The organism is Amycolatopsis saalfeldensis, from assembly GCF_900110575.1.
GTDB classification, from domain to species: Bacteria; Actinomycetota; Actinomycetes; order Mycobacteriales; family Pseudonocardiaceae; genus Amycolatopsis; species Amycolatopsis saalfeldensis.
The window spans coordinates 775,602-796,264 of the sequence record NZ_FOEF01000001.1; the positions used below are offsets into that span (position 1 = coordinate 775,602).

The following is a 20,663-nucleotide window of genomic DNA, read 5'->3' on the forward strand; positions in this document are numbered from 1 at the left end:
GAAGCCCCCGATGCCCGTACCCGCCGTCACGGCCGACGAAGTGGTGACGGTGCTGCACGCCCAGTGGACCCCGCTCGTCCGGCTGGCGACGCTGCTGGTCGACGACCAGGAGAGCGCGCGACGTCGTCCAGGACTGTTACGAGGCCGTGCTGCGCCTGCGCCCGGAGGTCGACGACGAGGACCATCTCGTCGCCTACCTCCGGCGGGCGGTGGTCAACCGGGCGCGCTCGGCGCTGCGGCGGCGCGGCACCGTGCTGCGGTACCTGGCGAAACTGCGCCCGCACTCCGCCCCGCCCGCCGACCGCGACCTGCTGACCGCCGAAGCCCACCGCGAGCTGCTCGGCGCGCTGGACCGCCTGCCGCCGCGTCAGCGCGAGGTGCTCGTGCTGCGGTACTACTGCGAGCTGGGGGAGGCCGAAATCGCCCGCACCCTGGGCATCCCGCCCGGCACCGTCAAGTCGACGGCCCACCGTGCGCTGGCCGCCCTCCGCCGCCGGATGAAGGACGGGACGCATGAACTCTGACCCGAGCCTCGAAGACGACCTCGCCGCCGCTCTGCGTGCACGGGCCGAGTCGGTGCCGGACACGCCGTGGTCGCCCCGCGCGAGCAGGACCCGTGACGCCGCGAGCCCTTGGCGGGAAAGGAAACCACGCCGGGTGGGAGCCACGCTCGTGGCGGCGGCCGCGCTGGCGCTGGCGGTGGTCGTGGTCGTCGTTTCGCAGGGGCCGGCCACGGCGCCGCCCGCGGCGTCCATTTCGGACACTCCGGGACACCTGGCGCCGGGCCATTTCTACTACTCGCTGTCGGTCTCGGCCGACGGTTCCGGGGAGCGGGTGCGGAGCGAGATCTGGCAGCCGGAGCCGTCGACGGGGATGTGGCTGCGCCGCAGCCAGGTCGGCACCGGCGAGCCCGCGACGTCGAGCGGCCGCTGCCTTTCGTTCAACACCCTCGCGGCGGCCGACGCCTGCACCCTCGCCCCGGGCTGGGCCAACCCGAGCCCGGAGTTCCTCGCGCGCGCCCCGCGCGACCCGGCCGTGATCGCGGCGCAGCTGGCCGCGGCCGCCCCGGGAAACAACGGCTCGGCGCCGCACCCATCGAGCGCGTACGCCACGCTTGCCGTCCTCCGTGTCGCCGCCCGCGCGAACGGGCTGCCCATCGATCTCTCACGCGCACTGCAACGCACGGCCGCCTTGCTGGCCCCGGCCAGCCCTTCCCGGAACCTCGACGGAGTCCCCGGCACGGCCTACGCCGCCTCGCCATCGGACGGCCTCGGCGCAGTGGTGATCTTCGACGCCGAGGGCACGTACATCGGCAGCCCGGCCGAGTCCTTCACCCGCGGCGTCGCGACCGAGGCCGGGGCGCCGCCGGTGAAACTGTTCCCCTGAACCGAAAGTCAGCTCGACTCGCGCACGGTCAGTGACACCGGCAGAACCTGCTGGCCCGGCTTGATCTCCTGGCCTTCCAGCAACCGCATCAGGGTCACGACCATCGCGTGCACCTGCTCACGCGGGTCCTGGTGGACCGACGTCAGCGGTGGGGTCATGGCCGGGGCCAGGGTGGCGTTGTCGTCGAAGCTGACGACGGCCACGTCTTCCGGGATGCGGCGACCCGCGGCGGAGAGGGTGCGCAGCGCGCCGACCGCCATCATGTCGCTCGCCACGAACACCGAGTCCAGGTCCGGAGCCCGCTCGAGCAGCGCCGACATCGCCCGCGCGCCGCCGGACAGGGTGAAGTCCGACTCCTCGGCCAGCCCGGCCGGGTCGAGGCCCGCGTCCACGAGGGTCTTGCGCCAGCCCGCGAGCCGGTCGATCGGGGCGCCCTGGTCCTGCGGCCCGGCGATCGTCGCCACGCGCCGACGGCCCGCCTCCACCAGGTGCGAGACGGCCAGGCGCGCGCCGTTCTCGTTGTCGAAGTCGACCACGTGCACCCCGCGGCGGAGGTCGGCCGCCTGGCCGCCGAAGACCACCGGGACCCGCAGCAGCCGCAGCGCGCGCGGTAGCGGGTCGGCGCGGTGGGGCGCGAACACCAGCACCCCGTCGACGTGCCCGCCCTCCAGGAACCGCACCGTGCGCGTCAGGTCTTCGCGGGTGTCGCTGAAGATCAGCACCATCTGGCAGCCGACGTCGGCCAGCTCGCGGTAGCCGGCGCGCATCACCGCGGTGCGGTACGGGTCGTCGAGCAGCCGCGCCTCGGGCTCGGACAGCACCACGGCGATCGCGCCCGTCCGCCGCGTGACCAGCGACCGCGCGGCCTGGTTGGGCGAATAGCCGAGGTCCCGCGCCGCGGCCAGCACCTTCTCCCGCGAGCGGGCGCTGACGTAGGTGTCGTCGTTCAACGCACGCGAAGCCGTCGACCGGGAAACCCCGGCGAACGCCGCCACGTCCTCCAGCGTCGGCCGCTCGTCGTCCGATTTGGGCGCCACTGGGTCACCTCCTGCCCTCCTCGACGGCGCTGCCCTGATGATCGCGCCCAGCTTAGCGGGACCAATCCGGGAGCGCTCCCGGAATGAAACACTCTGATAACCAACCTTGACATGCACAAGTACCTGCCACAGACTCGGCAGCCATCTGGGAGCGCTCCCAGAAATCGAACCTTCAAGGGGTTGACGACGGTGACAACGTTCCGGAAGGGCCTGGTCCTCGCACTGGGCATCACGATGACGGCGCTGGGCGTGGCGGCCTGCGGCGGTGGCGACAGCGGCGGTGACGTCCCCGCGGCCGCCGGGCCGAACGAGCACGTGGACCTGACGCTGGCCACGTTCACGGAGTTCGGCTACGAAGCGCTCATCCCGGAGTACGAGCGGCTGCACCCGAACATCAAGATCACCCACCGCAAGACCGGCCAGGGCGGCCCGTACGCGCAGGACATGATGACCAAGCTCGCCGCCGGCTCCGGGCTGGCCGACGTGCAGGCCGTGGAGGAGGGCCACCTCTCCGACATCCTCGACAAGTCCTCGAAGTTCAACGACCTCGCCAAGATCGGCCCGGCCGACGCGACCGCGGACCGCTGGCTGCCGTGGAAGTACGACGCGGGCAAGGACAAGAACGGCAAGCTGATCGGCTACGGCACGGACATCGGGCCGGACGCGATGTGCTACCGCAAGGACCTGTTCGCCGCGGCCGGGCTGCCGACCGACCCGGAAGCGGTGAAGTCGCTCTTCTCCAGCTGGGACAGCTACTTCCAGGCCGGGGCCGACTACGTGGCCAAGACCGGTGGCAAGGCCTGGTTCGACTCGGCGGCGCAGAACTTCAACGCCATGGTCAACCAGCTGCCGGTCGGCTACCTCGACAAGAGCGACAAGCTGACCCTCGACACCAATCAGGGCATCAAGGACGCTTGGGCGAAGGTGACCGGCGCCGTCGCGAAGGGCGAATCGGCGAAGCTCACCGCGTTCAGCAACGAGTGGAACTCCGGGTTCAAGCAGAACGCCTTCGCCACCAAGGTCTGCCCCGCGTGGATGCTCGGCGTGATCAAGGAGCAGGCCGGCCCGGAGAACGCGGACAAGTGGGCGGTCACCGCGGCGTTCCCCGGCGGCGGCGGCAACTGGGGCGGCTCGTACCTGACCGTGCCGACGCAGAGCAAGCACCCGCGTGAGGCCGCCGAGCTGGCCGCCTGGCTGACCGCGCCGGAACAGCAGATCAAGGCGTTCGAGGCCAAGGGCAATTTCCCGAGCCAGGTCAAGGCACTGGCCAGCCCCGAGCTGCTGAACTCCACCGACGCCTACTTCGGCGGCGCGAAGGTCGGCGAGCTGTTCGCCGAGCAGGCCAAGAAGGTGACCCAGGCGCAGTACAAGGGCCCGGGTGACGGCCAGATCCAGGACACCGTCGCCAGCGCGGCGCTGCAGGCCGTCGAACAGGGCACCTCCGCCGCGGACGGCTGGCAGCAGCTCGTGGACGGCGCGAAGAAGCTCACCCGCTGACGATGACCGTCACCGACAAGCTCGCCGCGGACCACCCGGCCGAGGTGCGGACCCCCGCGCCCCGGCCGGGGTTCCGCGACCGCCTCGCCCGGTGGGACGTCAAGGCTTCGCCCTACTTGTACGTGGCGCCGTTTTTTATCGTGTTCGGCGTCGTGGGGCTGTTCCCGCTGCTCTACACCGCGTACGTCTCGCTCTTCCACTGGAAGGCGGGCGACGACAACCCGGATTTCATCGGCCTCGACAACTTCAAGGAGCTCTTCGCCGACGCGCAGTTCTGGCACGCGCTGGAGAACACCGTCAGCATCTTCCTGCTCTCCAGCATCCCGCAGATCATCATCGCGATCGGGCTCGCCGCGCTGCTGACCACCGGGATCCGCGGCGCCACCGGCTGGCGCGTCGGGATCCTGCTGCCGTACGCGGCGAGCCTGGTGGCCCTCGGGATCATCTTCGCGAACCTGTTCGGCCCCAAGTACGGCCTGGTCAACGGCCTGCTCCAAACCATCGGACTGTCCCCTGTGGACTGGCAGGCGAACCGGCTGGCCAGCCACGTGGCCATCGCGATCATGGTGAACTGGCGCTGGACCGGCTACAACGCCTTGATCGTGCTCGCCGCCATGCAGGCGATCCCGAGGGAGCTGCACGAAGCGGCGCTGATCGACGGCGCGGGCTCGGTGCGGCGGTTCCGGCACATCACCCTGCCGCTGCTCAAGCCGACGCTGATCTTCGTCACCATCACCTCGACGATCGGCGGCCTGCAGATCTTCACCGAGCCCAAGCTGTTCGACGCCATGCCCGGCTCGAACAACGGCGGCTCCACCCACCAGTTCCAGACCGTGACGCTGTACCTGTACCAGACCGCGTTCGAGAACTTCGACCTCGGTTACGCGTCCGCGATCGCCTGGCTGCTGTTCCTGATCATCGTGCTGATCGCGCTGGCGAACTACCTGCTCACCGGCCGGCTGGCGCGCACGCCGGGGAGGAAGAAATGACCACGCTCACCGGAAATCTGCGGGCCAGGGCCGGTCGTCTCGGCAAACCCCGCAAGGCCACCTACTGGGTGCTGGCGGTGTTCGTGCTCGGCTCGCTGTTCCCGTTCTACTGGTCGTTCCTGGTGGCCAGCCGGGACAACGGGATGCTCACCGAGCGCGTGCCGCCGCTGCTGCCGGGCGGCAACTTCTTCGCCAACGCCGCGCGGGTGTTCGACACCGTGCCGTTCTGGAAGGCACTGGCCAACAGCGTGATCGTGTCCGGCACGGTCACGCTGACCACGGTGCTGTTCTCGTCACTGGCCGGGTTCGCCTTCGCCAAGCTGCGCTTCCGCGGCCGCAACGGGCTGTTCGTGTTCATCGTGGTGACGCTCGCGGTGCCGACACAGCTGGGCATCATCCCGCTGTTCATCGCGATGTCGAAGCTCGGCTGGGCCGGCGGGCTGCAGGCGGTGATCGTGCCGAACCTGGTCACCGCGTTCGGCGTGTTCTGGATGCGGCAGTACACAGTGGACGCTGTGCCGTACGAGCTGATCGAGGCCGCGCGCGTGGACGGCTGCAGCATGATCCGGATCTTCTGGAACGTGTGCCTGCCCGCGGTCCGCCCGGCCGCGGCGATCCTGGCGATGTTCACGTTCATGATGTCCTGGAACGACTTCCTCTGGCCGCTGGTGGTGCTGAACGTCGGGAACCCGACCGTCCAGGTGGCGCTGGAGAAGCTGCAGAGCGGGTACTACGTCGACTATTCGCTGGTGCTCGCGGGCACCACGCTCGCGACCATCCCGATCCTCATCGTCTTCCTCCTGCTCGGCCGCCAGATCGTGGCCGGGATCATGCAAGGTGCCGTGAAAGGGTGACCATGTCCGCAGAGCCGCTGCCGGTACCGGCCTTCCCCGCGGGGTTCGTCTGGGGCGCCGCCACCGCCGCGTTCCAGGTGGAGGGTTCGACGACGGCCGACGGCCGGGAGCCGTCGGTGTGGGACGCCTTCGCCGCGCGGCCCGGCGCGGTGGCCGGCGGCGACACCGGCGAGCCGGCCGCCGACCACTACCGCCGCTCGGGCGAGGACGTCGAGCTGATGCGCTCGCTCGGCCTCGGCGCGTACCGCTTCTCCCTGTCCTGGCCCCGGATCCGGCCCGGCGGGCGGCCGAACGAGCGCGGCATCGGGTTCTACGACCGGCTCGTCGACCGGCTGCTGGCGGCCGGGATCCAGCCGTGGGCCACGCTGTACCACTGGGATCTGCCCCAGGCACTGGAGGACCTGGGCGGCTGGACCTCGCGGGACACGGCGTTCCGCTTCGCCGAGTACGCCGAGACGATCGTCCCCCGGCTCGGCGACCGCGTGGCCGGCTGGTCCACGCTCAACGAGCCGTGGTGCGCCGCGATGCTGGGCTACGCCAAGGGGATCCACGCGCCGGGCCGCACCTCGCCCGAGGCCGCCGTCGCCGCCACCCATCACCTGCTGCTCGGGCACGGGCTGGCGATGGACGTGCTGCGGCAGCACGCGCCGAACGCGCCCTCGGGGGTGACGCTGAACCTGTACCCCGTCACGGCTTTCTCGGACAGCGCCGCGGACGCCGACGCCGCACGGCGGGTGGACGGGCAGCAGAACCGGCTGTTCCTGGACCCGGTGCTGCGCGGGGGCTACCCGGACGACGTGGCAGCGGACCTCGCGCCGTTCGGCTTCGACGCCGTGGTGCGAGACGGCGACACCGCCGTGATCGCCGCGCCCGTCGATTGGCTCGGCGTGAACTACTACCGCGGGTACCACGTGGCCGGGACGCCGCGGCCGGGCAGCACCCCGGCCGGGGCGGAGTGGATCGGCGCGGACGAGGTCCACTTCCTGCCCGACCCGGCCGCCCCGCGCACCGACTCGGGCTGGGAGGTCCAGCCGGCCGGGCTGACCGAGTCACTGCTCCAGGTCCACCGCGACTACCGCCCGATCCCGCTCTACATCACGGAAAACGGGGCGTCCTATCCGGACGTCCTGCGAGACGGTGCCGTGGCCGACGCCGACCGCGTCACCTTCCTCGACGCGCACCTGCGCGCGGCGCACGCGGCCCTGGCCCACGGCGTCGACCTGCGTGGTTACTTCTACTGGTCGCTGCTCGACAACTTCGAGTGGGCCGAGGGCTATGCCAAGCGCTTCGGCCTGGTCCACGTCGACTACGCGACCCAGCGCCGGACGCCGAAGCAGAGCGCCCACTGGTACTCCGGCGTCATCAGCCGCAATGCCCTGTCCTGAGCGGGTTTCCGGCCCTGCCGGATGAGGCGGGATCAGACCTCAGGCTGATCCTGGCTCCCCCTTCCGGCGAAAAGCGCCGGCTCGCCTTGACCACGACGCAACGTCATGGTTTCAACTGGGTGAGCCGGCGCATCCGCGTCGGGGGGAAACCAGGGGCAGGGGGACGGCGTGGGGTGGTGGAGCACCAATCAGCTCGCCGCGCTGGCCGGCACGACCGAGCGCGCGATCCGGCATTACCACCACGTGGGCCTGCTCGCCCAGCCCGAGCGCCGGGCCAACGGCTACAAGCGGTACGGCGTCACGCACCTCGTCCGGGTGCTGCGGATCAAGCGCCTGACCGGGCTCGGGCTCTCGCTGGCGCAGATCGCCGAGCTGGGCGACGCCGACGAGCATCCCGAAAAAGCGTTGCGCGCACTGGATTCCGAGCTGGCCGAGAGCATCGAACGGATGCGGCGGGCCCGCGCCGACCTCGCCGTGATCCTGGACCAGGCCGCGCCGACCGACCTCCCGCCCGAGCTGGGCCGGGCGCTGGCCGACGCGGGCGCCCCGGCGACCGAGCGTTCGATGGGCGTCGTGCTGAGCCAGGTGCTCGGCCCGGCACCGCTCGGGGCCTACGTCGAAACCCTGCGGACGTGCGGCTCGGAGCCCACCCTCGCGGAGTTCGACGCCCTGCCCGCCAACGCAGATGAGCGGACGCGCCAGGACCTGGCCGAGCGGATGCTCGAGACGCCCTCGGTCCGGAAGATGCTCACCGCGTTCCCGACCTTCGAAGACACGAGCGCCGACTCGCCGCACGGTGCGGAGTTCGCGCTGAACGCGATCACCCGGGCCGTGGCCGAGCTGTACAACCCCGCCCAGATCGACGTGCTGGTGCGGATGAACTGCTAGCGGATTCCCTCTTTTACCCAGTTGTCGCGACGCTTTGTCGCGCGTTCATGAAGGAAGTCACCAGATGCGCAGAACCTTGTCCATAGGCCTCGCCGTCGCCGCGATGGCGGGGGTGGTGGTCCCGGCGGCCTCGGCCTCGACGGCGGTGCCGCCGTCGCTCAGCACGGTGGTGTGGGGTCCGTGCCCCGCGGACCTCACGGTGCCCGAATTGCAATGCTCGACCATCAAGGTCCCGGTGGACTACCGGAAGCCGGACGGGCCGACGTTCGACCTCGCGATCTCCCGCCTGCCGAGCACGAACCCGGCGCACCGGCGCGGCGTGCTGCTGACCAATCCGGGCGGCCCGGGCGGCGAGGGCCTGGACTACCCGCAGGTCCTCAGCTTCATCAAGCTGCCAGCCAGCGTGCGCGACGCCTACGACGTGATCGGCTTCGACCCGCGCGGCGTCGGCCACAGCGCGCCGGTGACGTGCAACCTCACAGCCGCGCAGAAGGCGTTCGGCAACTTCCCGCGGTATGCGAACGATCTGGCCGACATCACGAAGGCGGCCGAGGAGGCCAAGGCGCTCGCCAAGCAGTGCGCCACGTCGAAGACGGCGCCGATGCTGCCGTACATCACCACCGCGAACTCAGCCCGTGACATGGACCGGATCCGGGTGGCGCTGGGCGAGCAGAAGCTTTCGTACCTGGGTTATTCGTACGGCACCTACCTCGGCTCGGTGTACACCACGATGTTCCCGGAGCGCAGCGACCGGATCGTGCTCGACAGCAACATGGGCCCCGGCGGTTACGACTTCACCGCCATGCGGAACTTCGCCCTCGGCCTCCAGGACCGGTTCCCGGACTTCGCGAAGTTCGCCGCCGCCAACCCGAAGTACGGCCTGGGCAGCACCCCGGAACAGGTCACCGCGAAGTTCTACGAACTCGCCGCCCGGCTGAAGCGGGCCCCGGTCGACGGGATCGACGACAACGGGTTCCGCGGGCTCACCTTCGGCAACCTCTACGGCAGCGATAACGCCTACGTGGCGGGAGCCTGGCAGGACCTCGACACGAACCAGCCCGTGCCCCCGCCGCCCGGCACGCCGGCCGACCCGCCGGACCCGGACAACCTGAGTTCCAGCCGCCTGTACACGATCTGCGGCGACTCGCGCTGGCCGCGGACTATCCCGGCGTATCAGGCCGCGGTCGCGGTGGACCGGGTCCGCTACCCGATGCTGGGCGCGTCGACGGCGAACGTCAGCCCGTGTGCGTACTGGCCATCCGACCCGGTGGAGCCGCCGGTGCGCATCGGCGACCACGGGCCGTCGGACGTGCTGATGGTGCAGAACCTCCGCGACCCGGGCACGCCGCTGGCCGGCGCGCTGAAGACGCGGCAGGCCCTGGGCGAGCGGGCCCGGATGGTGACCGTGGACCAGGGCGGCCACGGCGTTTACCTGGTCACCCGCAACCAGTGCGCGAACGACACGGTGACGGCGTTCCTGGCCACCGGCCGGCGTCCGGCGCACGACACGACCTGCGCGGGCTGAGCGTGGAACCGGCAGCACCTGGTCCAAGGTGCTGCCGGTTTTCCTTGCCTGGCCTCAGATCGCGGTGCGCCCACCGTCGACGGCAATGGTCGCGCCGGTGACGTAGCCGGCCCGCGGCGAGGCGAGGAACGCCACCACCTCCGCGATCTCTTCGGGCTGCGCCACCCGCTTCAGCGCCGTGGTGGCACCGAGCGCTTCGAACCGCTCCTTGCCCTCCGGCCGGGTCTAGACCGGCCCGGGCGCGACGGTGTTCACGCGCACTCCGCGTGGGCTGTACTCCGCTGTCCAGCCCTGGGTGAGCGACGCGAGCGCGGCCTTCGTCGCGCCGTACGCGGCGCCGGCCGGCAACCCGAGGCTGCCAGCCATGCTGCCGATGTTCACGATGCTGCCGGCCCCTTTCCGCGCCATCGCCGGGGCGAAGGCGGCCACCAAGTAGTACGGCGCGCGGACGTTGCCGTTGAACATCGCGTCGAAGTCCTCGACCTTCAGGTCTTCCGACGGGCCCCACGTGGCCCCGCCGGCGTTGTTGACCAGCACGTCGAGCCGCCTTCGCGGGTGATCTCGTCGACGACCTCCGCCCCGCGCCCGGCGTCCCGGCCGACACGGACGCCATTCTTTTCACACTCTCGAATGGACACGCCCCATTCATCGGGACATCCGATTCCGTTGACCAGTATGAACCCGGTGGTCTGGACCAGCAGGGTGAACCCGTTGCCCCGGTCAGGGCGAGCGGGTATAACTTTCTTCACAACACGGATTAAGTCGGCAAGAGAACTCCCTCCCCATCGCCCCCGAAATTGCCGGCTCGCTTTTGTGCCATGCCGTTTTCGATTCGGTCATGGACGCGATGCCCCACGCGTACGCGGCGACGAAGCCGCCGCCGCGGGGTTGAACTCCGGTCCCGGGTCGCTTCGGCATGCCCTCGGCGGGCCGTGGCGGCCGGACCGCGAACCGGACCCGACCGCCGCGCCCCGCCGTGCTCTCCCCTCCCCGACTTCCCCTGGAGATCACGGACATGCGTATCCCGAAGCTCAGAACGCTCGCTGTCGCGGCGCTGCCGGTCGTGGCCGGCGTCGCGCTCACCCTCACCCCCGGCGCGAGCGAGGCCGCGCCCCAGGCCGGCGGCGCCTTCCCCGCTCACTACGCGGCGCCGTACCTCCAGGTCAGCGACTCCGACATCGGTGACATGGCGGCCGATCAGAGCGCGACCGGCACGAAGTTCTTCACGCTGGCGTTCCTCACCCCCTCGTCGGGCTGCAACCAGCTGTGGGAGGCGAACGGCACCGGCGTCGGCTCGTTCAAATCGCAGATCAGCGCACTGCAAGCGGCGGGCGGCAACGTGATCCCGTCGTTCGGCGGCGCGCAGGGCGGCGAGATCGCGCAGACCTGCACGGACCAGGCCAGCCTGACCGCCGCGTACGCCAACGTGGTCAACACCTACGGCACCCCGCGGCTGGACTTCGACATCGAAGAGGACACGATCAAGGACACCGCGGCGAACCAGCGCCGCAACTCAGCGCTGGCCGCGTTGCAGCAGCAGAACCCGAGCGTCCAGGTCGACTACACCCTCGCCGTCGCGCCGGACGGCCTGCCCGGCACGCAGCTGGACATCCTGCGCGACGCCAAGAACAAGGGCCTGAAGGTCAGCGTCGTCAACCTGATGGTGATGGACTTCTACGACGGCCAGCCGGTGCTCGGCGACGCGCTCGCGGCCGCGCGGGCCACCGCCGGCCAGCTGGCGAGCCTGTACGGGATCTCGACCTCGGCGGCGTACGGGATGATGGGCCTCACGCCGATCGCCGGCCGCAACGACGACGGCGCGCAGTTCAGCCAGTCCGACGCCCAGCAGCTGGAGACTTTCGCCGCGCAGAACGGCGTCCAGGAGCTGTCGTTCTGGGAAGTCCAGGACTACGACAAGGCCACCGGCTACGCGTACTCGCGGATCTTCAACGCCATCTCCGGCGGCACCACGCCCCCGCCGACCGGCGGCAAGCAGATCACCGGCTACGGCGGCAAGTGCGTCGACGTCACGGGCGCGAACAGCGCCAACAGCACCGCGGTGGACCTCTACACCTGCAACGGCACCAACGCCCAGCAGTGGACTTCGACCGGCAGCACCCTCCAGGCGCTCGGCAAGTGCCTGGACGTCGCCTCCGCCGGCATCACGAACGGAACCAAGGTGCAGATCTACGACTGCAACGGCAGCGCCGCGCAGCAATGGACGCACAACGGCTCCAACGAGCTGGTCAACACCGGCTCCGGCAAGTGCCTCGACGCCACCGGCCCCAGCTCGGCCGACGGCACCCCGTTGCAGATCTGGACCTGCACGGCGGCTTCGAACCAGCAGTGGACGTTGTAAGGCGGTGATTAACCGACCCGTGCTTTGCTGACCGGTGGGGAGTTTTCCTTGCTCCCCACCGGTTTTTCCGCGTTTTCCCCGTCATGAGCCGCGCCGTGGCCCGTCGGACCCACGTCAGTGCCGGCGAGGAGAAGCGAGGAGCGCGATGACCGTCAAGAGCCACCGCCCAGTGGAGGACGCGGTCGCCGAGGTCGGACTGTGGCTGACCGGCGAGTTCTCCGGCCGGCTGCCCGCCTCGGCCGTCGCCGAGGTCCTGCGGGTGACCCGCCGCGATCTCGAGGGCCGCATCGCCCCGGAGGACCTCGGCGAGATGCTGCACCGCATGAGCCGCACCCGCCTGCAACGCCTGCTGGCAAACGACGTGCGGGGTCCCGGCGTCCGGCACCGCTCGGGCCGGAGTGTGGGCTAGCGCCGGTCGCCGCCCACCCGAGCGCGGATCCGGCCAGTGCGGCCTTGGGCCCCGGTCCGGCCGAACGTGGGCTCAGGCCCGGTCTGACCGAGCGCGGGCTAGGGCCGCTCCCCGCCCGAGCGCAAGCCGAGTGCGACCTTGGGCCCCGATCCGCTAAAGCGCGGGATCAGACCCGGTCAGGCCTTGAGCCTCAGTTCCGGCCAAGCGCGGGCTCAGGCCCAGTCCGACCGAGCGCGCCAGGTCCGCTCCCCCCGCCCGAGCGCAAGCCGGATCCGGCCGAGCGTGGCATTGGGCCTCAGTCCGACCAAGCGCTGGTTTAAGCCAGGTCCGACCGAGCGCTGGCTAGGCCAGTCCCGCCTGAGCGCAAGCCAAGTGGGGCCTTGGGACTCGGTCCGACCAAGCGTGAGCCTTAGGCACGGCCCGGCCGAATGTGGACCAGGGCCGATCCCCGCCCAAGCGTGACGTTGGGCCTCGGTCCGGCCAGGTGCGGGCTTAGGCCCAGTCCGACCGAGTGGACTAAGGCCGGTCCCAGCCCAAGCGCGAGCCGGGCCAAGTGCGGGCTAAGGCGCTCGGTCCGATCAAGCGCGAGCTAAGGCCAGTCCCCGCCCAAGCACGAGCCGAGCGTGGCCTTGGGCCTCGGTCCGGCCAGGTGCGGGCTTAGGCCCAGTCCGACCGAGCGTCGACTAAGGCCGGTCCCAGCCCAAGCACGAGCCGGGCCAAGTGCGGGCTAAGGCGCTCGGTCCGATAGAGCGCGAGCCAAGGCCGGCCCACCCGAAATGCGAGCCAGGCCCGATCCGAGGCCGGGTCAGGCCCCGGTCCCGCCCGAGTTCGGCAGTACGCGGCTGCTCAGCGGCAGGGTGTGCGGCCGTTCCGGGGGCCACCAGACCTGCGCGGGCGGCGGGGGCACCTCGTCGTCGGGGAGTTCGAGGGCGTCGAGGCCGCGTTGCCAGCGGTTCCAGTGCGCGGAACACAGCCCGCGCCACAACGACGGCTCCGTGCATTCCAGCCGTCGGCACGACTGCACCTGCTGCCTGCTGCTGTCCATCACGTTCGCGACTCCCACTGTGACTCGGCTCCCGGCCCGGCCCAGTCTGCCTCGGGAGCGGCCAGAACACCCCGTGCCCGCCGGGAACACAACCCTTGCGCACCAACGGAACGAGGAGGCCAGCCTACTCCTGCCGGATGCTCCCGTGTCGACCTCCCGGCCCCGGGCGTGCACCCGTTCAGCGGTTGACGGCCGTCACCCCGCGGTGAGATCACGAACGAAGCGGGCCGCGACCTCGCGCAGCTTGACGTTGGTGTGCTGGGACTCGGTGATCAGCCGGCGCATGGCCTGCTCCTCGTCGACCCGGTGCACGGCCATCAGGATCCCCTTGGCCTGTTCGATCACGGCGCGGTTGCGCATCGCGGCGTCGAGGCTTTCGGCGAGTTGGCGGGCCTGCTGGTAGCGCCGCGCGGTGCGCAGCACGGACACCACGACCACCGTGTACAGCCGGAGCACCTTGGTGTCCAGCTCCTCGAACCCGTGGGCGCCGTAGCCGAACAGGTTCACCGCACCGGAGAGCTGCTCGTCCACCCACAACGGGGCCGCGAGGTAACTGCCGACACCCATTTCCTTGGCCGAAGCGGTAAACGACGGCCATTTCTCGCTCGCGGTGCTCACGCTCACGCGCACCACTTCGCCGGTCGCCGCGGCGCTCAGGCACGGGCCCTCGCCGGCGGCGTACTGCGCTTGATCCAGCGCGTACGCCGTGTCGTGGGTCCACGCGACCGTCTCGGGGCCGCTCTCGCGCACCACGGTGATACTCGCGAGGTCCGCGCCCTCGATCACCGTGGCGGCCTCACCGCAGATCGCCTCGAACACCTCGGCGTTGTCGGGCGCGGCCTCCAGCGTCCCGGTCAGGTCCGCCATCGCCGTGGTCAGCTCGTCCAGTCGGTCGGCCATGCGGTCTCCGCTCGTCGTCACGGCGATCCTCTCGTGCCAGTGCCGGAATCCTACCGTCCCCGGTGTCTGCCGGTGGTGACGTCCCGGCGGCGGCGACCAGGCCTGGTCGCCATTATCCAACGAATTCTCGCCAGTGGCTCTGACCAGGTCTTTTGTGCATCGGCCTGGTTGGCGGGAACTCGTTGCCCGGGTAAGTTAATGCCATGCACACTGTCGCCGTGCTCGCGTTGGACGGGGTCATCGCCTTCGATCTGGCCACCCCGCTGGAGGTGTTCGCCCGCACCCGGCTGCCCGACGGGCGCACGCCGTACCGGGTGCGGGTCTGCGGGCTGACGCCGACTGTCGAGTCCGAGTCGTTCACCCTCACCCCGCGCCACGGCCTGGCCGCGCTCGCCGAGGCGGACACCATCATCCTGCCGGGCTGCGCCGACCCGGCCGCGCCCGTGCCCGGAGAGGTGATCGCCGCCCTGCGCGCGGCGGCCGCCCGCGGCACGCGCATCGCGTCGATCTGCACCGGCGCGTTTGTGCTGGCCGCCACGGGATTGCTCGACGGCGGACGCGCGACCACCCACTGGCTCGCCGCCCCGGCGCTGGCGGCGGGCCACCCGGAGATCGAGGTCGACCCGGACGTGCTCTACGTCGACAACGGCCAGTTCCTCACCTCGGCGGGCGCCGCGGCCGGCCTGGACCTGTGCCTGCACCTGATCCGGCGCGACCACGGCTCGGCCGTCGCCGCCGATTGCGCGCGCCTTTCGGTGATGCCGCTGGAACGCGAGGGCGGCCAGGCGCAGTTCATCGTGCACGAGCAGCCGCCGGCCCCGCAGGGTTCGGTGCTGGAGCCGTTGCTGGCGTGGCTGGAGGACAACACCGCGCGCGAGCTGACGCTGGAGGACATCGCGGCCCAGGCCCGCATGTCGACGCGGACGCTGAACCGCCGTTTCCGCGAGCAGGTCGGGACCACCCCGCTGCAGTGGCTGCACCGCGTCCGCGTCCGCCAGGCCCAGTACCTGCTGGAGGCGACCGGCCACTCGGTGGACCGCATCGCCGACCAGGTGGGCTTCGGCTCCGTCACCGCGTTCCGGGAACGGTTCAAACGCGTGGTGGGCACCAGCCCGCAGGCTTACCGGACGGCTTTCCGCAACCCCGAACGACCGGAACTGGTCCGATTAGGACAGTCCTGAACGGTCAGCTCCCGGACGGCACGCGCTCGACGTGTGTGGCGGCGCTGTCGAGCATCGCCCCGTCACGATCAAGCACCCGCACCCCTGCCCCCGACCGACCGCATCGCCAACCAGACGAGAACCCGTCCAATGACGACAGCCCCGAACAGCCAGCCTGCCGACGGCACGCGCTCGACGTGTGTGGCGGCGCTGTCGAGCATGACCCCGTCACGATCAAGCACCCGACCGGCCACATCGCCGACCAGACGAGAACCGGTTCAATCAGGACAGTCCTGAACGGTCAGCTCCCGGACGGCACGCGCTCGACGTGTGTGGCGGCGCTGTCGAGCATCGCCCCGTCACGATCAAGCACCCGCACCATCGGCACGACCTGACCAGTGGCGTCGTCGATCAACGTGGAGTGGGGCTCGGCGTCGGGGAAGGCGTTGCGTTCGGCCCATTGGCGCAGGCTGACGATGACGGCGAACAGGTCCCGGCCGCGGGCGGTCAGGCGGTATTCGGCGCGGGTGCCGGTCGCGTTGGGGACCGAGGCCAGGATTCCCGAGTCCACCAGGGTTCGGAGCCGGTCGCTGAGGATGTTGCGGGCCATGCCGAGGTTGCGCTGGAACTCGGTGAACCGGCGCGCGCCGTCGAAGGCGTCGCGCACGATCAGGAGCGACCAGCGGTCGCCGATCAGGTCCGCTGCCCGCGCCACGGGGCACTGCGGGTCGGTCCAGTCCCGTCGTTGGCTCACTCACCACTCCGATCGGTTGCGTTTTGAAACCGAATGACCTAACTTCGGTTTCAATCTACAACCAAACCGAGGGGACAGCCATGGACCGGCCGGTGAAAGCACTGCTGGCGACGATCTGCGCGGTCGCGGTGGCGAACGTCTACTACGCCCAGCCCCTGCTCGGCCGCCTCGGCGCCGAGCTGTCCATCCCCACCGGCGAACTCGGCCTCGTGGTCGGCGCCGGGCAGGTCGGCTACCTGCTCGGGCTCGTGGTCCTGCTTCCCTTGGGAGACCTGGTTTCCCGGCGAGCGCTGACCGTGGTCCTGCTCGCCGCGGCCGCGGCCGGGACCGGCCTCGCCGGGTTCTCCGCCGACCGGGCGCTGCTCCTGATCGGACTGCTGGTCGCCGGGTTCTTCTCCGTGGTCGTGCAGGTCGCGGTCGCCTACGCCGCGGCGCTGAGCGACCCCGCCGAGCGCGGCCGCAACATCGGCGTCGTGACCAGCGGGGTGGTGGTCGGGATCATCCTGGCCCGCACGGTCTCCGGGGCCGCCGCGGACCTGGCCGGCTGGCGCGCCGTCTACCTCGGCACCGCGGCGCTCTCCCTCGCGCTGGCGGCACTGGCGTTCACCCGGCTCCCGGCCGAAACCCGGACGGTGGCCGGCCCGGCGCGGACCTACGTCACGGCACTGGCCTCGGTCGGCGTGCTCACCCTGGCCAACCGGGTCTTCCGCGTCCGCGCGGTCATGACGCTGTTCCTGTTCGCCTCGTTCGGCGTGCTCTGGAGCGGGATTTCGTTGCCACTGAGCGGATCCCCGTGGCACCTGTCCACCAGCGAGATCGGGCTGTTCGGCATCGCCGGCCTCGCCGGGACCCTCGGCGCGGCCCGCGCCGGCGCCTGGTCCGACCGTGGCCACGGCGGCGTGGTGACCGCCATGGCACTGGTCGCGCTGATCGGATCCTGGGCGGCGACCGGGCAGGCCCCGCGCTCCCTGGTTTTGCTGGTGCTCGGCGTCGTCCTGCTCGACGCGGCCGTCCAAGCCGTCCACGTCACCAGCCAGAACCAGATCGTCGCCACCCGGCCCGCCGCGAGCAGCCGCCTCATCGGCAGCTACATGGTGTTCTACTCGGTCGGCAGCGCGCTCGGCGCCATCACCGCGACCACTCTGTACGCCACGGCGGGCTGGGCGGCGGTCAGCACCGCCGGCTGCCTCTACGCGGTGGCCGCACTGGCGGTCTGGACGATCGACCGCGCCGTCCCGGCTCGGACGACGATCACCCGGCGCCCGCGGGTATGACCGGCGTGGCTGTCGACGTGCGCCGCCGCGGCGTCCGCCAGCGGGTACGACTTCTCCACCGGAATGCGGAGCTTTCCTTGCGAGATAAGGCTTGCCGCCTCGACGAGCGCGTCCGGCACGCTCCCCGCCACGCCGGAGAACCGGACACCGAACTCCGGCGCCCCGAGGTCGGCGATGGTCAGCACCCTGCGCGGATCCCCGGTCAGCTCCACGAGTTCGCGGATCACGCCCGAACCGGCCAGGTCAACCGCCGCGTCGACCGGGCCGAGCCGGCGGACCCGTTCGACCCAGCCCTCGCCGTACGTCGTGGCGACGGCGCCCAGGCTCCGCAGGTAATCCTGGTTCGCGGCCCCAGCCGTGCCGATCACCGTGATGCCGCGTTCGCGGGCGATCTGCAACAGCGCCGATCCGACTCCCCCGGACGCGCCGCTGGCCAGCAGCGTCTGCCCGGGCCGCACCCCGACCTCGCGGATGAGGCGCAACGCGGTCTCCACCACCGACGGGTACCCGGCTGCCTCCTCGAACGCCAGCCCCTCGGGCATCCGGGCCCAGGCCGAAAGCACGGCGAACTCGGCGTAGGTGCTCGAGCCTTCCCCGAACACGCGGTCGCCGACCTCGATTCCTTCAACGCCCGCACCGATTTCGTCCACCACTCCGGCCGCATCGATCCCGACGCCGGAAGGCAGTTCCGTCGGATGAGCACCCAGGACCTGGCCTTCACGAACCCTCCAGTCGACGGGGTTCACGCCCGCCGCCCGCACCGCGACACGGACCTGGCCGGGACCCGCGTGGGGCTCCTCGGCGTCTTCGAGACGCAGGACTTCCGGACCGCCGAACTCGGCGAAGCTCACTCTCTTCATGACTTCGAACGTAGCACTAACGGTTAGTGTTTTGTATCTGGTAGCGTCAGCTCATGACCACGCCGCCCGGCCGCCGTGAGCGCAAGAAGGCCGCGACCCGCCAGAAGATCGCCGACACCGCGCTGCGGCTCTTCTTCGAACGCGGGTACGACGCGGTGGGCATCCGCGACGTGGCCGCCGAGGCCGACGTCGCCGTCACCACGCTGTTCTCCCACTTCGCCTCGAAAGAGGCCCTGGTGTTCGAGCAGGACGAAGACTTCGAACTGCGCCTCACGCGGGCGGTGACCGACCGGGCGCCGGACGCTCCGCTCATTCCCGCGCTGCGCCAAGAGATTCACGCCCTGGTGCGGCATTGCGCGGCGGACAGCGCCAACCCGCTCTGGCGCATGATCGAGGCCTCCCCCGCCCTGCTGAAGTACGAGGAATCGATGCGGCTGCGTCACGCGGAGTCGCTGGCCTCGGCCATGGCCGCCGATCCCGGCCTGGGACTGACCACCACGGCCGCCCGGACGATCGGGCGGTTCGTGATCGACGCCTATTCGCTGGCCCGCGAGGCGGCCGACCCGGACGCCGCGGTGGACGAGGTCTTCCGGATGATCGAGGCGGCCTGGGCAGTCGCCGGCACGCGCGGAACCGTGACGTCCTAAGGCTTCTGAGGGTGGTTCGCGTCGTATTCGTGGACCGCCGAGCGCTGGGTGCGGGTGCGCAGGAGCGCCGCTTCCGGTTCGTCGTCCACGTCGTTCAGGCCGAGTTCCACCGCACGGCGGATCTGCTCCCGGTTTTCGCGGACGACCGAAGAGAAGAAATCGTCGATGCGGGGGTCCAGCAGGACTTCCAGCAGCACCCGGAAGGACGTGTCCACGGCGGCGCGCACGATCTCGTCGTGGAAGGGCAGCCGCTTGAGCCGGCCCAGCTGCGGGTCCTCCGAAAGCTTCTCGGTGATGATGGACCGCAGCTCGACCTTGTTCTCGTTCAAGGACTTCGCCAGGTTCTCCGGGTAGTTGCCGGTCTCCAGCACCTTCACGACCTCGTCCAGCACCGCGACGGTGATCGGCTTCTTGATGGCGCGCACGATCGGCTCGGACAGCTTGTCGACAAGCCGGTAAGTGAACTGCTCGCCCACGGCGCGGTCGGCGCCCCGGCCGATCCGGATCAGCAGCAGGAGCACCACCAGCACGTGGTGCTGCGCGACGAAAGCCGGGTGCGCGATCGGGATCATCGCGAACACCTCGTACCAGTTGCGCGCGATGAACGCGGCCCGCCAGCCGACCTTGCGCCAGCGCCAGAGGAAGTGGAGCAGGAAGATCCCGCACACCACGCAGTCGACGGTGAACAGCCACCGCCCCTCGGCCCCGGCCTGCGGGGTGAGCAGCAGGTACCCCGGCAGCCCGACCGAGACGAGGGCGAGCACGAACATCACCCAGTCGTCCGCGTGCACGTTGCCGGGCAGGATCCCGCTGTTCAGCTCGTGCTCCCGCGGGCGGGTGGTGGTCATGCCTTCTCCAGTGGTCAACGGGGAGCATCAACGCGGTATCGCCCGATCATGGCACGTCACGGTGGCCGCAGCCGCGCGACGCGGCAGCTGTCTTCGCCGACCACGTGGCTCGACGGCACGGCGACGAAATCTGTGAAACGTCCGTGGGGCCCGCTCGCCACAACAGGCGAGCGGGCCCCACGGCTTCCGATCAGCGAACGGGGGCGGCGCCCGCCGTGACGGCGCCGACGGTCAGGCTGTGCGCGTCGGCGGAGTTGTCGAGCGGGCCCTGGTTCCACGGCAGCGTGATCCGCGGGTCGGAGTCGGTGCCGCGCGGGTCGGTGGTGCCGGGCGCGGTGACGGTGACGCTCGAGGGGTGCGCCTGGTTCTCCGGCGCCTCGATTCCGGTCCAGTGCAACAACATCGTGGCCGACTGGCCGTCCGCGATGGTCACCAGCGGCGCGTCCTCGGCCACGGGCGTCACGGTGATGCCGTCGGCGCCGGTGAGCGCGACGGGCAGCGCGCCCTGGAAGTTGCAGGACACCCCGGGCTTGGCGGTGAACTGCACGTACGCGTACCGCTGGCCGGCTCCCGGATCACCGGCGAGCAGCGCGGTGTCGACCTGTCCGGCGGTGCAGCGGAAGTCGGTCGGCATCGCGGACGCCGTCCCGGCACCCGCGAAAACCGCGGTGGCCCCGGCGATCGCGGCCACGGCGGCGAGGTGGCGAAGTCCGATGGTCATGGTCAGTGTTCCTCCTCTTCACGAGCGGACGTTCCGCCCGCCGCGCGACCCGCGGTGATTCTTTCAGCACGCGGCGCGCTCACTCGTGAAATATGCCCACCCCCTGATCGGATTACCTTCGTAAG

Annotated in this window: 20 protein-coding genes and 1 pseudogene; 13 read left to right on the plus strand and 8 right to left on the minus strand. The window is 70.7% G+C overall.

Annotated features, from left to right (window positions below; genetic code table 11):
- Positions 1 to 146 precede the first annotated feature (146 nt).
- Both BMY97_RS03470 and BMY97_RS03475 read left to right on the plus strand, forming a co-directional pair.
- Positions 147 to 524: an RNA polymerase sigma factor gene (locus BMY97_RS03470; protein ID WP_091612235.1), complete on the plus strand. Its 378-nt coding sequence runs from the start codon at positions 147 to 149 to the stop codon at positions 522 to 524.
- On the plus strand, positions 514 to 1,386 hold the full coding sequence (locus BMY97_RS03475; RefSeq protein ID WP_143086110.1) for a hypothetical protein: 873 nt from the start codon (positions 514 to 516) through the stop codon (positions 1,384 to 1,386). The genes BMY97_RS03470 and BMY97_RS03475 overlap by 11 nt, the downstream gene beginning before the upstream one ends.
- A gap of 8 nt (positions 1,387 to 1,394) precedes the next feature.
- Here the strand turns inward: BMY97_RS03475 and BMY97_RS03480 are convergent, their stop codons facing one another.
- Positions 1,395 to 2,423, minus strand: coding sequence for a LacI family DNA-binding transcriptional regulator (locus BMY97_RS03480; protein WP_177231153.1), 1,029 nt, complete (start codon positions 2,421 to 2,423; stop codon positions 1,395 to 1,397).
- Positions 2,424 to 2,657: 234 nt separating this feature from the next.
- On the opposite strand from BMY97_RS03480, the gene BMY97_RS03485 reads away from it, so the two are divergent.
- The 6 genes from BMY97_RS03485 to BMY97_RS03510 all read left to right on the plus strand — a co-directional run bounded on the left by BMY97_RS03485 (position 2,658) and on the right by BMY97_RS03510 (position 9,561).
- Positions 2,658 to 3,920 carry an ABC transporter substrate-binding protein gene (locus BMY97_RS03485; protein WP_425425226.1) on the plus strand — a complete coding sequence of 421 codons (1,263 nt, stop codon included), beginning with the start codon at positions 2,658 to 2,660 and terminating at the stop codon, positions 3,918 to 3,920.
- Positions 3,921 to 3,922: 2 nt separating this feature from the next.
- Entirely contained in the window at positions 3,923 to 4,909 is a 987-nt protein-coding gene (locus tag BMY97_RS03490) for a carbohydrate ABC transporter permease (protein WP_091612242.1), read from the plus strand.
- Entirely contained in the window at positions 4,906 to 5,763 is an 858-nt protein-coding gene (locus tag BMY97_RS03495) for a carbohydrate ABC transporter permease (RefSeq protein ID WP_091612244.1), read from the plus strand. The genes BMY97_RS03490 and BMY97_RS03495 overlap by 4 nt, the downstream gene beginning before the upstream one ends.
- Before the next feature lie 2 nt (positions 5,764 to 5,765).
- Positions 5,766 to 7,148: a GH1 family beta-glucosidase gene (locus BMY97_RS03500; RefSeq protein WP_091612247.1), complete on the plus strand. Its 1,383-nt coding sequence runs from the start codon at positions 5,766 to 5,768 to the stop codon at positions 7,146 to 7,148.
- A gap of 168 nt (positions 7,149 to 7,316) precedes the next feature.
- Positions 7,317 to 8,036: a MerR family transcriptional regulator gene (locus BMY97_RS03505; RefSeq protein WP_091612249.1), complete on the plus strand. Its 720-nt coding sequence runs from the start codon at positions 7,317 to 7,319 to the stop codon at positions 8,034 to 8,036.
- Positions 8,037 to 8,100: 64 nt separating this feature from the next.
- On the plus strand, positions 8,101 to 9,561 hold the full coding sequence (locus tag BMY97_RS03510; RefSeq protein WP_091612253.1) for an alpha/beta hydrolase: 1,461 nt from the start codon (positions 8,101 to 8,103) through the stop codon (positions 9,559 to 9,561).
- 54 nt (positions 9,562 to 9,615) lie between these two features.
- Here the strand turns inward: BMY97_RS03510 and BMY97_RS48150 are convergent.
- A pseudogene (locus BMY97_RS48150) lies at positions 9,616 to 10,098 on the minus strand (SDR family NAD(P)-dependent oxidoreductase).
- A 478-nt stretch (positions 10,099 to 10,576) separates the two neighbouring features.
- On the opposite strand from BMY97_RS48150, the gene BMY97_RS03520 reads away from it, so the two are divergent.
- Both BMY97_RS03520 and BMY97_RS03525 read left to right on the plus strand, forming a co-directional pair.
- On the plus strand, positions 10,577 to 11,920 hold the full coding sequence (locus BMY97_RS03520; protein ID WP_091612257.1) for a ricin-type beta-trefoil lectin domain protein: 1,344 nt from the start codon (positions 10,577 to 10,579) through the stop codon (positions 11,918 to 11,920).
- A 145-nt stretch (positions 11,921 to 12,065) separates the two neighbouring features.
- Complete coding sequence (locus tag BMY97_RS03525) at positions 12,066 to 12,329, plus strand: hypothetical protein (RefSeq protein ID WP_091612260.1); 264 nt, start codon at positions 12,066 to 12,068, stop codon at positions 12,327 to 12,329.
- An 805-nt stretch (positions 12,330 to 13,134) separates the two neighbouring features.
- Here BMY97_RS03525 and BMY97_RS03530 read toward each other — a convergent pair.
- Together BMY97_RS03530 and BMY97_RS03535 are read right to left on the minus strand one after the other, a co-directional pair.
- Positions 13,135 to 13,374: a hypothetical protein gene (locus BMY97_RS03530; RefSeq protein WP_143086111.1), complete on the minus strand. Its 240-nt coding sequence runs from the start codon at positions 13,372 to 13,374 to the stop codon at positions 13,135 to 13,137.
- 195 nt (positions 13,375 to 13,569) lie between these two features.
- Positions 13,570 to 14,274: a GAF and ANTAR domain-containing protein gene (locus BMY97_RS03535; protein WP_091612262.1), complete on the minus strand. Its 705-nt coding sequence runs from the start codon at positions 14,272 to 14,274 to the stop codon at positions 13,570 to 13,572.
- 203 nt (positions 14,275 to 14,477) lie between these two features.
- Between BMY97_RS03535 and BMY97_RS03540 the strand changes: the two genes are divergently transcribed.
- A complete protein-coding gene (locus BMY97_RS03540; RefSeq protein WP_091612265.1) occupies positions 14,478 to 15,455 on the plus strand; it encodes a GlxA family transcriptional regulator in 978 nt (325 codons plus the stop codon).
- A gap of 280 nt (positions 15,456 to 15,735) precedes the next feature.
- On the opposite strand, the gene BMY97_RS03545 is transcribed toward BMY97_RS03540, so the two are convergent.
- Positions 15,736 to 16,188 carry a winged helix-turn-helix transcriptional regulator gene (locus BMY97_RS03545; protein ID WP_091612267.1) on the minus strand — a complete coding sequence of 151 codons (453 nt, stop codon included), beginning with the start codon at positions 16,186 to 16,188 and terminating at the stop codon, positions 15,736 to 15,738.
- An 80-nt stretch (positions 16,189 to 16,268) separates the two neighbouring features.
- On the opposite strand from BMY97_RS03545, the gene BMY97_RS03550 reads away from it, so the two are divergent.
- A complete protein-coding gene (locus BMY97_RS03550; RefSeq protein ID WP_091612270.1) occupies positions 16,269 to 17,462 on the plus strand; it encodes an MFS transporter in 1,194 nt (397 codons plus the stop codon).
- On the opposite strand, the gene BMY97_RS03555 is transcribed toward BMY97_RS03550, so the two are convergent.
- A complete protein-coding gene (locus BMY97_RS03555) occupies positions 17,378 to 18,322 on the minus strand; it encodes an NADP-dependent oxidoreductase (RefSeq protein WP_091612272.1) in 945 nt (314 codons plus the stop codon). The two genes, BMY97_RS03550 and BMY97_RS03555, sit on opposite strands and share 85 nt — an antisense overlap.
- Positions 18,323 to 18,375: 53 nt before the next feature.
- On the opposite strand from BMY97_RS03555, the gene BMY97_RS03560 reads away from it, so the two are divergent.
- Positions 18,376 to 18,969, plus strand: coding sequence for a TetR/AcrR family transcriptional regulator (locus BMY97_RS03560; RefSeq protein WP_091612275.1), 594 nt, complete (start codon positions 18,376 to 18,378; stop codon positions 18,967 to 18,969).
- Here BMY97_RS03560 and BMY97_RS03565 read toward each other — a convergent pair.
- Together BMY97_RS03565 and BMY97_RS03570 are read right to left on the minus strand one after the other, a co-directional pair.
- Positions 18,966 to 19,817 carry a hypothetical protein gene (locus BMY97_RS03565; RefSeq protein ID WP_091612277.1) on the minus strand — a complete coding sequence of 284 codons (852 nt, stop codon included), beginning with the start codon at positions 19,815 to 19,817 and terminating at the stop codon, positions 18,966 to 18,968. The two genes, BMY97_RS03560 and BMY97_RS03565, sit on opposite strands and share 4 nt — an antisense overlap.
- A gap of 190 nt (positions 19,818 to 20,007) precedes the next feature.
- Entirely contained in the window at positions 20,008 to 20,538 is a 531-nt protein-coding gene (locus BMY97_RS03570) for a DUF4232 domain-containing protein (protein ID WP_091612280.1), read from the minus strand.
- Between the last annotated feature and the right edge of the window lie 125 nt (positions 20,539 to 20,663).